Source organism: Actinomycetospora sp. (genome assembly GCF_036497585.1).
Lineage (GTDB): Bacteria > Actinomycetota > Actinomycetes > Mycobacteriales > Pseudonocardiaceae > Actinomycetospora.
On the sequence record NZ_DASXJD010000073.1, the window covers coordinates 1 to 13,528 of the forward strand.

Annotated in this window: 13 protein-coding genes; 9 read left to right on the forward strand and 4 right to left on the reverse strand. The window is 74.4% G+C overall.

Annotation, left to right across the window (positions count from 1 at the left end; translation table 11 throughout):
- Positions 1-57: 57 nt before the first annotated feature.
- Complete coding sequence (locus VGH76_RS06785; protein ID WP_331555864.1) at positions 58-480, reverse strand: nuclear transport factor 2 family protein; 423 nt, start codon at positions 478-480, stop codon at positions 58-60.
- A 209-nt stretch (positions 481-689) separates the two neighbouring features.
- On the opposite strand from VGH76_RS06785, the gene VGH76_RS06790 reads away from it, so the two are divergent.
- The gene (locus tag VGH76_RS06790) at positions 690-1,316 is read left to right on the forward strand and encodes an alpha/beta hydrolase fold domain-containing protein (RefSeq protein WP_331555876.1); all 627 of its coding nucleotides are present in this window, start codon (positions 690-692) and stop codon (positions 1,314-1,316) included.
- Here VGH76_RS06790 and VGH76_RS06795 read toward each other — a convergent pair.
- A complete protein-coding gene (locus VGH76_RS06795; RefSeq protein ID WP_331555865.1) occupies positions 1,235-1,897 on the reverse strand; it encodes an MBL fold metallo-hydrolase in 663 nt (220 codons plus the stop codon). The genes VGH76_RS06790 and VGH76_RS06795 overlap by 82 nt on opposite strands.
- Before the next feature lie 53 nt (positions 1,898-1,950).
- Between VGH76_RS06795 and purS the strand changes: the two genes are divergently transcribed.
- Entirely contained in the window at positions 1,951-2,211 is a 261-nt protein-coding gene (gene purS, locus VGH76_RS06800) for a phosphoribosylformylglycinamidine synthase subunit PurS (protein WP_331555866.1), read from the forward strand.
- The gene (purQ, locus tag VGH76_RS06805) at positions 2,208-2,888 is read left to right on the forward strand and encodes a phosphoribosylformylglycinamidine synthase subunit PurQ (RefSeq protein ID WP_331555867.1); all 681 of its coding nucleotides are present in this window, start codon (positions 2,208-2,210) and stop codon (positions 2,886-2,888) included. The genes purS and purQ overlap by 4 nt, the downstream gene beginning before the upstream one ends.
- Here the strand turns inward: purQ and VGH76_RS06810 are convergent.
- The gene (locus tag VGH76_RS06810) at positions 2,872-3,408 is read right to left on the reverse strand and encodes a hypothetical protein (protein ID WP_331555868.1); all 537 of its coding nucleotides are present in this window, start codon (positions 3,406-3,408) and stop codon (positions 2,872-2,874) included. The two genes, purQ and VGH76_RS06810, sit on opposite strands and share 17 nt — an antisense overlap.
- Positions 3,409-3,671: 263 nt before the next feature.
- On the opposite strand from VGH76_RS06810, the gene purL reads away from it, so the two are divergent.
- Positions 3,672-5,993 carry a phosphoribosylformylglycinamidine synthase subunit PurL gene (gene purL / locus VGH76_RS06815; RefSeq protein WP_331555869.1) on the forward strand — a complete coding sequence of 774 codons (2,322 nt, stop codon included), beginning with the start codon at positions 3,672-3,674 and terminating at the stop codon, positions 5,991-5,993.
- Positions 5,994-6,160: 167 nt separating this feature from the next.
- Here the strand turns inward: purL and VGH76_RS06820 are convergent, their stop codons facing one another.
- On the reverse strand, positions 6,161-6,847 hold the full coding sequence (locus VGH76_RS06820; RefSeq protein ID WP_331555870.1) for an SGNH/GDSL hydrolase family protein: 687 nt from the start codon (positions 6,845-6,847) through the stop codon (positions 6,161-6,163).
- A gap of 69 nt (positions 6,848-6,916) precedes the next feature.
- Between VGH76_RS06820 and VGH76_RS06825 the strand changes: the two genes are divergently transcribed.
- From VGH76_RS06825 to purM, 5 genes are all read left to right on the forward strand, one after another.
- Positions 6,917-7,390 (forward strand): sterol carrier family protein, encoded by a 474-nt coding sequence (locus VGH76_RS06825; protein ID WP_331555871.1) that lies wholly within the window; start codon positions 6,917-6,919, stop codon positions 7,388-7,390.
- A gap of 92 nt (positions 7,391-7,482) precedes the next feature.
- Positions 7,483-8,286, forward strand: a complete 804-nt coding sequence (locus VGH76_RS06830) for an SAM-dependent methyltransferase (protein WP_331555872.1) — start codon at positions 7,483-7,485, stop codon at positions 8,284-8,286.
- Complete coding sequence (locus tag VGH76_RS06835) at positions 8,279-10,495, forward strand: putative bifunctional diguanylate cyclase/phosphodiesterase (protein ID WP_331555873.1); 2,217 nt, start codon at positions 8,279-8,281, stop codon at positions 10,493-10,495. Before VGH76_RS06830 ends, VGH76_RS06835 begins: the two co-directional genes overlap by 8 nt.
- 116 nt (positions 10,496-10,611) lie before the next feature.
- Positions 10,612-12,291, forward strand: coding sequence for an amidophosphoribosyltransferase (gene purF / locus VGH76_RS06840; protein WP_331555874.1), 1,680 nt, complete (start codon positions 10,612-10,614; stop codon positions 12,289-12,291).
- Positions 12,288-13,391, forward strand: a complete 1,104-nt coding sequence (gene purM, locus VGH76_RS06845) for a phosphoribosylformylglycinamidine cyclo-ligase (RefSeq protein ID WP_331555875.1) — start codon at positions 12,288-12,290, stop codon at positions 13,389-13,391. Before purF ends, purM begins: the two co-directional genes overlap by 4 nt.
- Positions 13,392-13,528: the final 137 nt, after the last annotated feature.

Below are 13,528 nucleotides of genomic sequence, written 5' to 3' on the forward strand. Positions count from 1 at the left end.
TCGTGAGCACTTTCGGTGGCTATAGCCACCGAAAGTGCTCACGAGGGCTCCGCCCACCTACACCGTCGCGGCGACGATCCCGAGCTGGGTCAGCAGGTCGACCTGGTCGAAGTAGAGGACGAAGTCGCGCATCCGGTCCCCGGCGAACTCGCAGACGTTCACGAAGGGCACGCTGACCCGTCGGCCCGTAGGCGTCAGGTCACCGCCCGGGGCGTGCAGCGTCTCGGTGTGGGTGCCCTCGAAGACGGCTTCGAGGACCCCGCTCGTGCCGCCGTCGACGATCCGCAGCGTGCGACACCGGTTGTCGGGGAAGGATTCCTGCCACAGCCGGTAGAAGGTCGTCACGATCTCCGGTCCGGACCCGCGCAACCCGCCCGGTCCGGCCAGCGTCGCGTCGTCCGTGAACAGCGCCGACCAGCCTGCCTGGTCCTTCGCGTTCCACAGCTCGAGGTGTCGTTCGATCAGTTCGCGCCCGTTCATCCGGCCTCTCCCCGTCCGAGCGCCGGTCCCGGTCGACCGGCGACGTGGGCGGGCGAGTGTCGGGTCGTCGGGTCACCGCCGGGTGGAGGGTCCGCGACGCTTCGGTCCCGACGAGGACGGTGGCCACGCCGGGTCGTCGGGTCGCCACCCGCCGTCCACGAGCGCGCGACGAACCTGCGTGGTCCACTCCACAGTGACGGTGGAGATGGATCCCGTCTGCCGCGCCTACATCCACCTCGCTTCGGTGGGCCGCGGAGCACGCGGCCGAGCTGGGCGTCGACCCCGGCCGGCTCGCGATCATGGGTGACAGCGCCGGCGGAGGGATGGCGGCCGCCGTCGCGCTGATGGCCCGGGACCGGGGCGGGCCCGCGCTGGCGTCGCAGATCCTCGTCTTCCCGATGCTCGAGGACCCCACCACGACGCCCGGCCCGGAGATCGCGCCGGTCGCCATGTGGACCACCGACGACAACATCACCGGGTGGGGCTGCGTGCTCGGCCCGGCCGCCGGCGGGCCGGACGTCCCGAGCTACGCGGCACCGTCCCGGTCCACCGACCTGAGCGGTCTGCCGCCGGCCTTCATCGACGTCGGGCAGCTCGCCCTCTTCCGGGACGAGGACCTCGACTACGCCGCCCGTCTGCAGCGCGTCGAACTGCAGCTCTACCCGGGTATCCCGCGCGCGTTCGAGGTCTTCGCGCCCGACGCCGTCGTCAGCGGACGGGCCGTGGCGGCCCGGAGGAGGGCGTTGCGACCTACCTACCGCAGCGGCGTGTCCACCCCCCGGGCCAGGACCCGGACGTCGGTGCCCGCCGGGGACAGCGAGTCGAACAGCCCGTAGTGCAGGTCGGGGTTCGCGAGCACGGCCTCGTGGATCGGCACTGCGATCGGCGGCGCCACGGCCCGCAGGTAGTCCACCGCCTCCGAGACCTTCAGCCACGGCGCCCCCGTGGGCAGCAGCAGGACGTCGACGCCAGGAGGCGCCGGGACGTACGCGTCGCCCGGGTGCATCACGGTGCCGCCCTCGGCGCGCAGCACGTAGCCGTTGTTGGCGATCACCGGGATGTCGGGGTGGATCGTGGCGTGCTCGCCCCGCTCGGCGCCGACGACCTCCACCCGGGTCCCGCCCACGGTGAACTCGTCGCCGGGCTCGTGGCGGGTGTGCGGGATGCCGCGCTCGGTGAGCACGTCCGAGGTGCCCGGGTCGACGACCAGCTCGGCGTCGGGGTTCTGCTCGAGCAGGGCCGGGAGCCGGTCGACGTCGAGGTGGTCGACGTGCTGGTGGGTGACGAGGATCGCGTCGAGCCCCTCGAGGGTCTGCCAGCCGTCGGAGAACGCTCCCGGGTCGAGCAGGATCCGGGCGGCGCCGGTGTCGACGACCAGGCAGGCGTGTCCGAGGTGGACGAGTTCGGTGGCGCTCATGGTCTGCGCTCTTCCCCGTCGGGCGCGTGACCCAACCCGGTAGCGTGGAGCACGTGGCACGCGTGATCGTCGACGTCCTGCCGAAAGCCGAGATCCTCGACCCCCAGGGCCAGGCCGTGGCCCGCGCGATGGCGCGGCTGGGTGTCACCGGCGTGGCCGACGTCCGTCAGGGCAAGCACTTCGTCCTCGAGGTCGACGACGACGTGCCCGACGCCGAGCTCGAGCGGATCGCGGGGACGCTGCTGGCGAACCCGGTGATGGAGGAGTGGGTCGTGCGACGGGAGTCGTCGGTGGCCGACGGGGCGCAGGCGTGAGCGCGCGCGTCGGGGTCATCACCTTCCCGGGCACGCTCGACGACGTCGACGCGGCGCGGGCCGTGCGGTACGCGGGCGGCGAGGCGGTGTCGCTGTGGCACCGGGACACCGACCTGCAGGGCGTCGACGCGGTCGTCGTGCCCGGCGGTTTCTCCTACGGGGACTACCTGCGCGCCGGCGCGATCGCCGCGCGCTCCCCGGTGATGGGGCCGGTGGTGGAGGCGGCCCACCGCGGGCTGCCGGTCCTCGGGATCTGCAACGGCTTCCAGATCCTCTGCGAGGCGGGGCTGCTGCCCGGGGCGCTGGTCCGCAACTCCGGGCTGCGCTTCATCTGCCGCGAGATCCGGCTGCGGGTGGAGAACACCGGCACGGCGTGGACCGCGGACTTCACCGACGGCGCGGAGATCACGGTCCCGCTGAAGTCCGGCGAGGGCCGCTTCGTCGCCGACGACGAGACCCTGGCGCGCCTCGAGGGCGAGGGCCAGGTGGTGTTCCGCTACGCCGAGCCGGCACCGAACGGCGCGCTGCGCGACATCGCGGGGGTGAGCTCCGAGGACGGCCGCGTGGTCGGTCTGATGCCCCACCCGGAGCACGCGATCGACGCGCTGACCGGCCCGAGCACCGACGGGCTCGGGCTGTTCACCTCGGTGCTCGCCCGCCTCACGGCAGCAGCGTGACCCGCAGCTCCCACAGGTCGGCGTAGAGCATCAGCATCCGGCCGCCGAGGTGCAGGACCAGGCCGCGCATCTCGTCGGGCCGCTCCACGTGCCCCACCACGCGGTCGACGTCCTCCAGTGCGTCGCCCACCACCTCGTCGAACGGCGACTCGCCACCGGCGTCCGTCCCGTCGTCCCCCTCGGGCGCCGGGGCGGGCAGTACCGGCACGATGGTGTCTCCCCGGGCACCCGGCGCCACGGCCAGGACGATCGGCCCCGACGGTCCGTCGAAGACGAGCTCGAGCATCCCCTGGGAGCGGTCGACGTACGGCGCGACGCTCGCCGGCACCCGGCCCGCGAGCTCCAGCCGGTGACGGCGGACCTCGACGAGCTCGCGGTCGAGCACGCGGGACAGCGCGGACAGGGGGTCGGGGCGCGTGGGCCCGGAGGCGTCCCCGGCGGGCGAGGAGCCGGCCGCGGGTGCGGAGCCGCCTGCCGGCCCGGGGCCGACCCACTGTGCGCGGACGGAAGCTGCGGTCATGGCGTCATCATGGATGCGGGGTCCGACAGTCACCGGGATTCGCCGACACGCCACGCGGGAGACTCGCCGAGACGTCGTAGCCGCACCGCGAACGGCCACCCGATCGATCGACACGTGCAGTGAGTGAGGTGTGCGGTCGGTGACAGGCGACGAGTGACGTTCCGAACACCACCCGTCAGCCGATCGGGGTGTTTGGAGCGCGCTCGTCGTGGGGAGAGCGACGCGGACCGCTGCCGCTCGCGCGCGTGCGTAGGGTCGATGCCGTGACCGCGCAGGCCGCCCCCGTCGGAACCCCCCAGCCCGCCGAGCCCGCTGACACCGTCGAGACCGCCGCCGCCACGCCGGTGCGCGAGCAGCCCTATGCCGCCCTCGGCCTGCGCGACGAGGAGTACGCGCGCATCCGCGAGATCCTCGGCCGTCGCCCCACCGACGCCGAGCTCGCCATGTACTCGGTGATGTGGTCCGAGCACTGCTCCTACAAGTCGAGCAAGGTCCACCTGCGCCGTTTCGGCGAGACGACGACCGACGAGATGCGCCGCCACCTGCTCGCCGGCATCGGCGAGAACGCCGGGGTCGTCGACGTCGGCGACGGCTGGGCGGTCACCTTCAAGATCGAGTCCCACAACCACCCCTCGTACGTCGAGCCGCACCAGGGCGCGGCCACCGGGGTCGGCGGGATCGTGCGCGACATCATGGCGATGGGCGCGCGCCCCGTCGCCGTCATGGATGGGCTGCGGGTCGGCCCGCTCGACGCCCCCGACACCGCCCGTGTCCTGCCCGGCGTCGTCTCCGGGGTCGGCTTCTACGGCAACTGCCTCGGGCTGCCGAACCTCGGCGGCGAGGTCGTCTTCGACCCCACCTACGCCGGCAACCCGCTGGTCAACGCCCTCTGCGTCGGGGTGCTGCGATCCGAGGACCTGCACCTGGCCTTCGCCTCCGGCGTCGGCAACAAGATCGTGCTGTTCGGGGCGCGCACCGGGCTCGACGGCATCGGCGGGGTGTCGGTGCTCGCCTCCGAGACCTTCACCGGGTCCGCGGGCGGGGGCGGACACAAGAAGCTCCCCAGCGTCCAGGTCGGCGACCCGTTCGCCGAGAAGGTCCTCATCGAGTGCTGCCTCGAGCTCTACCGCGCGGGCCTCGTCGTCGGGATCCAGGACCTCGGCGGCGCCGGGCTCTCGTGCGCCACCAGCGAGCTCGCGAGCGCGGGCGACGGCGGCATGACGATCGACCTCGACACCGTGCCGCTGCGGGCCAGGGACATGACGCCCGCGGAGATCCTCTCCTCGGAGTCCCAGGAGCGGATGTGCGCGGTCGTGACCCCGGAGAACGTCGACGCCTTCATGGCCGTCTGCGAGCGCTGGGACGTCACCGCGACGGTCATCGGCGAGGTCACCGACGGCGAGCACCTCCGCATCACTGCCGGCGGCGAGACCGTCGTCGACGTCCCGCCGCGCACCGTGGCGCACGACGGGCCCGTCTACCACCGGCCCCTGGCCCGCCCGGAGCGCCAGGACGCACTGCAGGCCGACACGACGGCGGGCCTGGCCCGCCCGGCCACCCCGTCCGAGCTCGCGGAGACGATCGCCCGGCTCGCCGCGTCGCCCCAGCTCGCGTCCCGGGCGTGGGTCACCGACCAGTACGACCGCTACGTCCGCGGCAACACCACCGCCGCCACCCCCACCGACGCCGGGGTGCTGCGCCTCGACGACACCGGCGACCGGGGCATCGCGCTCTCCGTCGACTGCAACGCCCGGTTCTGCCTGCTCGACCCCCGCGAGGGGGCCCGGCTCGCCCTCGCCGAGGCGGTCCGCAACGTCGCGGCCACCGGCGCGCGCCCCGTCGCGGTGAGCGACTGCCTGAACTTCGGCTCCCCCGAGGACCCGGGCGTGATGTGGCAGTTCGCCGAGGCGGTCGAGGGCCTCGCGGAGGGCTGCGCCCAGCTCGGCGTCCCGGTGACCGGCGGCAATGTCAGCTTCTACAACCAGACCGGCACGACGGCGATCCTCCCGACCCCGGTCGTCGGTGTCCTGGGCCTCGTCGAGGACGTCCACCGGGCGGTCCCGTCCGGGTTCGGGCCCGACGGCGACGCGGTGTGGCTGCTCGGTGGGACCCGCGACGAGCTCGACGGCTCGGCCTGGGCCGGCGTCGTGCACGACCACCTCGGCGGCCGGCCGCCGGCGTGCGACCTCGGCGCCGAGGCCCGCCTCGTCGACGTCATGGCGCGGGGCGCGGCCGCGGGGCTCTTCTCCGGGGCGCACGACGTCTCCGACGGCGGGCTCGCGCAGGCGCTCGTGGAGGCCGCGGTCGTGTCCGGGCGCGGCGCGTCGGTCACGCCGCCCCCCGGGGAGGGCGCCCTCGACCCGGCCGCGCTGCTGTTCTCCGAGTCGGCGGCCCGCATGGTGGTGACGGTGCCGGTCTCGGCCGAGGCGGACCTCGCCCGGCTGTGCGCCGAGCTCGGTCAGCCCGCGGCGCGGCTCGGCGTCGTCGGAGGCGAGGACCTCGCGATCGAGGGCGTCGACCCGCTGGGCGTGGCCGAGCTGGCGACGCTCTCGGCGGCGACCCTCCCGGCAGTGCTCGACGCCTGAGCGGGCCGCGCCCCCCGACGCCAGCAACGGCACGATCCTGGCGTTCGACGTCAGGACGGCGCCGTTCACTCATCGGGCCCCGGCGCCCCCCGACGCCAGCAACGGCACGTTCCTCGCGTCCGACGTCAGGACGGCGCCGTTCACCCATCCCGAGGCGGCCCGGGACCTCAGTTGCCCAGCGCCGCCGTGAACGCCCGCGCCATGCGCCGATAGCCCAAGGTGTTCGGGTGCGCGAGGTCCGGGCCGCACTCCCAGGGGATCAGCCCGTGGGTCGCCGCCTCGACGCCCGCGAGCCGCAGCCCCGGGTGCGCCGCCACCACCTCGCGGGCCACCGCGGACAGCCGGGCGCCCGCGGCCCGGGTCCGGCCGTACTTGAGGTCGGGCACGTCCCCCACCAGCGACCCGGTGGGAAGCGCCGCGCACAACTGGGTGAGCAGCCGGCGGAACTCCTCCGGGTCGGTGCCGCCGGAGGCGTCGTTGGTGCCCACCTCGAGCGCGACGAGCGTGCCGGGCTCGCCGCGCAGCGCCGCCTCGGGCACCTGCGGCAGCTGGTCGGCGAGCACGTCCGCCGCCCCGGCCCCCACGACGCCGAGGCAGAGGACCCGCACCCGGCGCCCGGTCCGGGCCTCCATCGTGTCCGCCAGCCGGCCCGCCCAGGACCGTTCGGGGTGGACCGAGCCCATGCCCTGCGCGAGCGAGTCCCCGAGCGCGACCAGCAGGACGTCGCCGGGGGAACGGCCACGGCGGCGCCAGTACGCGGCGTGGTCGGCCTCCATCGTCATCGCGGCCGACAGCCCGCGGGCCCACACCGCGAGGACCGTCACCACCAGCACCCCGAGGGCCCGTCGCAGCACGCCGTCAGCAAAGCAGCACCGCGTCCCACCACCGGCGGGCGGGCCGGGGAGCGCCTAGATTCGGGGGCCGTGACCGCCCGCCGCGCCCCCCGGCCCGACGAGGTGCGCAGCGCCCTGGCCGCCGTCGCCGCCTGGGTGGACGCGCGCCCCGACGGCCCGGTCCCCGACGCCGCCGTGCCCGAGCCGCCCCGCGCGACACGGGCCGCGGCCGTGCGCACCTCGCTCGCCGCGCTCGAGCACGTCGCCCCGGGGCGCAGCGTCGAGGTGCGGGTGCCGCCGTTCGGAGCGGTGCACTGCGTCGAGGGGCCGCGCCACACCCGGGGCACGCCCCCCAACGTGGTGGAGACCGACCCCCGGACGTGGTGCGCCCTCGCGCTGGGCCGGACCGACTTCGACACGGCCGTGGCCGCGGGGACGGTCCGCGCCTCGGGGCACCGTGCCCCGCGGGTCGGGCACTGGCTGCCCCTCGTCGACGCCGACGGGGCGTACCCCGACGACGGCCCCGCGTCGGCGCCCGGCAGCATCGGGGATCCGGCGTGGTGATCCGGGCCGGGACGGTCCCGGGTTCGGCCGAGACCGCTCCCACTCGTCGGGGTCGGTCGTATGCTCGCCGTGACCGGGGGGAAGGTGGTCCAGTGACGCGACCCGCGTGGGCTCCGCAGGACGTCGACATCGACCGACCGAGCGCGGCGCGCGTCTACGACTACTACCTCGGCGGCAGCCACAACTTCGCGGTCGATCGGGAGATGGCGCGCCAGGCCATCGAGGACTGGCCCGACCTGCCGCGGGTCATGCAGGCCAACCGCGCCTTCATGCGGCGCGCGGTGCGCCACTGCGCGGCCGCGGGCATCGACCAGTTCCTCGACGTCGGGTCGGGCATCCCCACCGTCGGCAACGTCCACGAGGTCGCGCAGGCGACCACCCCCGGGGCGCGGGTGGTCTACGTGGACATCGACCCGGTCGCCGTGGCGCACGCCCGCGCCCTGCTCGATGACGACCCGCAGACCGGCGTCGTCCACGCCGACTTCCTCGACGTGGACGCGGTGCTCGAGGACCCGATCACCCGCTCGGTGCTCGATCTCGACCGTCCGGTCGCGCTGCTCGTCGTCGCCCTGCTGCACTTCGTCGGCGACGAGCGCCGGCCCGCCGAGGCCCTCGCGCGCTACCGCGACGCCCTGGCGCCCGGCAGCCACCTGGTGCTCAGCCACGCGTCGGCGGACATCATGCCGCCGGAGCGCGCCGACGACCACGTGGCGCTCTACCGCCGCACCGCCACCCCGATGTCGATGCGACCCCACCACGAGGTGGTCGACTTCTTCGAGGGCTTCACGCTGCTCGACCCGGGCGTCGTCGGCATCCCCTACTGGCGTCCCGACGGCGCCGTCCCCGCCGGGGCCGAGCGCAACCCGGGCTACGCGGGCGTCGGTCGCCGTGACTGAGCCGACGCGCACCGGGGCGTCGCGGTCGCCGTCGCCAGGGGACGACGGGTGTCCGCACGAGGACGCCGTCCACGCGCTCGCCCGGGACTGGGCGGCGGAGGTGGAGGGCACCAGCTACGTCCCCATGGGCTCCGACGAGCTCGTCGAGTACCTCACCGAGATCAGCACCGACCTCGTGACGGCGCTGCGGGTGCACCCCGCGGACACCGGGGTGGGCCAGGAGGCGGGCCGGCGCCTCGTCGCCGCCCACTTCACCGGACCCTCGACGCTCGAGCGCACGATCGTCCTGCTCTCGGCCCGCCTGCCCGAGCTGCTCGGGGACGACGTCCGCGACGACGTCGTGGTGCTGGTCGGGGCGCTGGCCGCGGGCTACGCGACGACGCTCCGCGACCGCACGCTCGACGAGCAGGAGGCGATCCGCCGCGCGGTGATCGTGGCGCGCAACCAGACCGAGCAGGCGCTGCACGCGAGCGAGGCCCGGTTCCGGGCGATGTTCTACGAGGCCGCGATCGGCATCGGGCTCGGTGACCTGGAGGGGCGGATCCTCGAGGTCAACCCGGCCATGACGCTCATGTTCGGCTACACCGCGCAGGAGATGCGCCGCCGCTCGGTCGGGGAGCTCGCGCACCCGGACGACCTGCCGTCGGTCTGGGTGCACTACGAGCGGCTGCTCGCCGGCGAGCTGGACAACTTCCGCGTCGAGAAGCGGTTCTACCGCAAGGACGGCGAGGAGATCATCGGCAACCTCACGCTCTCGCTGGTGCGCGACGAGCACGGTAGCCCCGCCTACCAGTTCGCGATGCTCGAGGACGTCACCGAACGGCACATGCTCCAGTCTCACCTGGAGTACCAGGCCTACCACGACACCCTGACGACGCTGCCGAACCGCGCCCTGTTCTCCGCCCGGATCGAGCGCATCTTCGACAGCACCCCCGCCCACTCGGCGCGCCGCATCGGGATCTGCTTCCTCGACCTCGACGGGTTCAAGGCGATCAACGACAGCCTCGGCCACGAGGTCGGCGACCTCATGCTCCAGGCGGTCGCGTCGCGGCTCGCCGAGCAGGCCGACGACGGCGAGCTGGTCGCGCGGATGGGCGGCGACGAGTTCGTCGTCCTCGTCGAGAACTCCCGGGGCGTGGCGCAGCTGGTGGCGCTGGCCGAGCGCATCCTCGACGCGCTGGGCCGCCCGCTCGTGCTCGCCGGGCAGGAGCTCCTGGTCACCGCGAGCATCGGCATCGTCGAGCGGCCCGTCGTCGACGGCGACACCTCCGACCTGATGCGCGCCGCGGACATCACGCTCTACTCCGCGAAGGCCGACGGCCGCGGCCGCTGGGCGCTGCACGACCCGAGCCGCGACGAGGCCGAGATCACCCGCTTCGCGCTCTCGGCGGCCATGCCCACCGCCATCGAGCGCGACGAGTTCTTCGCGCTCTACCAGCCGCTGGTGGGCATGGACGACCACGGCATGCGCGGCGTCGAGGCGCTCGTGCGCTGGCACCACCCGAAGCTGGGCGTGCTCGGCCCGAGCCGGTTCATCGGCCTGGCCGAGGAGACCGGGGCGATCGTCGCGCTCGGGCACTGGGTGCTGATCCGGGCCTGCCGTGACGCGCGCCGCTGGTACGACGAGTTCGGGGACGCGGCGCCGTTCGTCTCGGTGAACGTCGCGCCGCGCCAGCTGCACGAGCCGAACCTGCTGGGCGACGTCGAGGCGGTCCTGGCCGAGACCGGGCTGCCCCCGCACCTGCTGCAGATCGAATTGACCGAGCGTGCTCTCACCAGCGACGAGGGCGCGCCGCTCAAGGCCCTCGACGGGCTGCGCGCGCTCGGCGTGCGGATCGCCATCGACGACTTCGGCACCGGCTACTCGAACCTGTCCTACCTGCGCAAGCTCCCGGTCGACGTCATCAAGCTCGACGGATCCTTCGGCGAGGGCCTGCGCGAGGCCGACGTGTCCGACCTGGTCGACGAGCGCATCGTCGGGACCCTCGTCGACCTCGGCCACGCCCTCGGCATGACGGTGTGCGCGGAGGGCGTCGAGACCGCGGCCCAGGCCGCGCGGCTGCGCCGGCTCGGGTGCGACGAGGGCCAGGGCTGGCACTTCGCCGCGGCGCTGCCCCGCGAGGACATCGGGGACGTGCTGCGCGACCCGGCAGGACCGTCCTGGCCGGGTCCCGCGCCCGACGCGGCGACCGGTCCGTCCGTTCCCTGACGACCTCCTGCCGATCGGCGACCACGACGCCGCGGGAGTCACGGCCGTGACCCGCGACCCCGGCGGGCCGCGCACGTACCCTGGGGGCGGCCTCACCCCCGTCTCGAGGAGCCTCGGTGGTCGCAGCCGGTCCCGGTCCGGAGCCGTCCCGTCTATCCACCCCACCAGCCCCCTCGCCGGCCGAGTCCCCGGCCGACGACGTCCCGCACGAGGAGTGCGGGGTCTTCGGGGTCTGGGCGCCCGGCGAGGACGTGTCGAAGCTCACCTACTTCGGGCTCTTCGCGCTCCAGCACCGCGGCCAGGAGGCCGCGGGCATCGCGGTGTCCAACGGGCGCCAGATCGTGGTGTTCAAGGACCTCGGCCTCGTGAGCCAGGTCTTCGACGAGCAGACCCTCACCTCGCTGCGCGGCCACCTCGCCGTCGGGCACACCCGGTACTCGACGACCGGTTCGCCGACCTGGGAGAACGCCCAGCCGACCTTCCGGACGACGCCGGCGGGCACCGGGATCGCGCTGGGCCACAACGGCAACCTCGTCAACACCGCCGAGCTGGTGGGGCGCAAGCTCCCCGACGGCGTCCCCGACGGCCGGGCCCGGATGGCGGCCACCACCGACTCCGACGTCGTCACCGGGCTGCTCGCCGAGTCCGCCGCCGACCTCGGGGTGGAGGAGGCCGCGCTGCGCCTGCTGCCCGACCTGCGCGGCGCGTTCAGCCTCGCCTTCTGCGACGAGACCACGCTCTACGCCGCCCGCGACCGGCACGGCGTGCGCCCGCTCGTGCTGGGCCGCCTCGACCGCGGCTGGGTGGTGGCCTCGGAGACCGCCGCGCTCGACATCGTCGGGGCGTCCTTCGTCCGCGAGGTCGAGCCCGGGGAGCTGCTGGCGATCGACGCCGACGGCCTGCGGTCCTCCCGCTTCGCCGCCCCGGAGCCCAAGGGCTGCGTCTTCGAGTACGTCTACCTGGCCCGCCCCGACACCTCGATCGCGGGGCGCGGGGTGCACTCCGCCCGCGTCGAGATCGGGCGGCGGCTCGCCGCCGAGCACCCCGCCGAGGCGGACCTGGTCATCCCGGTCCCGGAGTCGGGCACGCCCGCCGCGGTCGGGTACGCGGAGGCCTCCGGCATCCCCTACGGCATGGGGCTGGTCAAGAACGCCTACGTCGGGCGCACCTTCATCCAGCCCTCGCAGACCATCCGGCAGCTCGGCATCCGGCTGAAGCTCAACCCGCTGCGCGAGGTCATCCGGGGCAAGCGCCTCGTCGTGGTGGACGACTCCATCGTCCGCGGCAACACCCAGCGCTCCCTGGTCCGCATGCTGCGCGAGGCGGGCGCCGTCGAGGTGCACGTCCGGATCGCGAGCCCGCCGGTGCGCTGGCCCTGCTTCTACGGCATCGACTTCGCCTCGCGGGCGGAGCTGGTGGCCAACGGTCTGGACAACGAGGGCATCCGTCGCTCGGTCGGCGCCGACAGCCTCGGCTACATCTCCTCCGAGGGCCTCGTCGCGGCCACCGAGCAGCCCCGCTCGCGGCTGTGCACCGCCTGCTTCTCCGGCGAGTACCCGATCCCGCTGCCCGACGAGGCGCTGGTCGGCAAGCACGTGCTCGAGGACGTCACCGGCACGCCGTGCGGGGACTCGGGGAACGTCGTCCACGAGGCGACCGGCACCCGGTCCGGTGTCCCCGTGCCGGTGAACGCGGCGGCCGTCCCCTCGGACGGGTCGAGCTCCGCTGCGCTGCGTCTCCCGGCCCACCGCTCGAGCCCCGGCTACGGCGCCGAGGACGCCCTGTCGCGCCCGTGACCGGCCTCGACGCGCACGTCGGCGGCGCGGGCTCCGGGGCGTCGAGCTACGCGGCCGCCGGGGTCGACGTGGCGGCCGGGGAACGGGCGGTCGAACGCATCAAGCCGCTCGCGGCCTCGACCTCCCGCCCCGAGGTGATGGGCGGGATCGGGGGTTTCGCGGGCCTGTTCGCGCTGCGGACCTCGAAGTACACCGAGCCGCTGCTGGCCGCCTCGACCGACGGCGTCGGCACCAAGATCGCGGTCGCGCAGGCGGCCGACAAGCACGACACCGTCGGGCTCGACCTCGTCGCGATGGTGGTCGACGACCTCGTGGTGTGCGGCGCCGAGCCGCTGTTCCTGCAGGACTACCTGGCGATCGGCCGGCTCGACCCGGCGAAGGTCGAGCAGATCGTGTCCGGGATCGCCGAGGGCTGCCGGATCGCCGGGTGCGCCCTGCTCGGTGGGGAGACCGCGGAGCACCCCGGGGTCATGGAGCCGCACCACTACGACCTCTCGGCCACCGGGGTCGGCGTCGTCGAGGCCGACGCGGTGCTCGGACCCGAGCGCGTGCGCGTCGGGGACCAGGTCGTCGCCCTCGCGGCGTCGGGCCTGCACTCCAACGGCTACTCGCTGGCCCGCCGGGTGCTGCTCGAGATCGGCCGGATGTCGCTCGACGGGCACGTCGAGGAGTTCGGCCACACCCTCGGGGAGGAGCTGCTGCGCCCCACGCGGATCTACGCCCGGGACTGCCTCGCGCTCGCGGCGGAGACCGACGTGCGCACGTTCGCCCACGTCACGGGGGGTGGGCTGGCCGCGAACCTGGCCCGGGTGCTGCCCCGCGGCCTGCGCGCCGACCTCGACCGCACCACGTGGACCCCGGCGCCGGTGTTCAAGCTGATCGCCGGGCGGGGCCGGGTGGAGCGCGCCGAGATGGAGGCGACGTTCAACATGGGCGTCGGGATGGTGGCGATCCTGCCGCCCGAGGACGTCGACCGGGCCCTCGCGGTGCTGACCGCGAAGCACGTGCCGGCGTGGGTGCTCGGCGAGATCCGGCACGCCGACGACGGCGCCGGTTCGTCGGGCGAGGCCGTCCTGCACGGGGATCATCCCCGCTTCTAGCGATCCTTGGTCGCTAGGACTTTGGCAGTTGGGCAGAGTTCGGCACAGGTCTACGGTTGTCGCTGCCCGCTCCAGCTACTGCAGACATGGGTCTGACCAGCCACTTTGAGTGGCACGGCCGGCCACCCTGGTGGCCG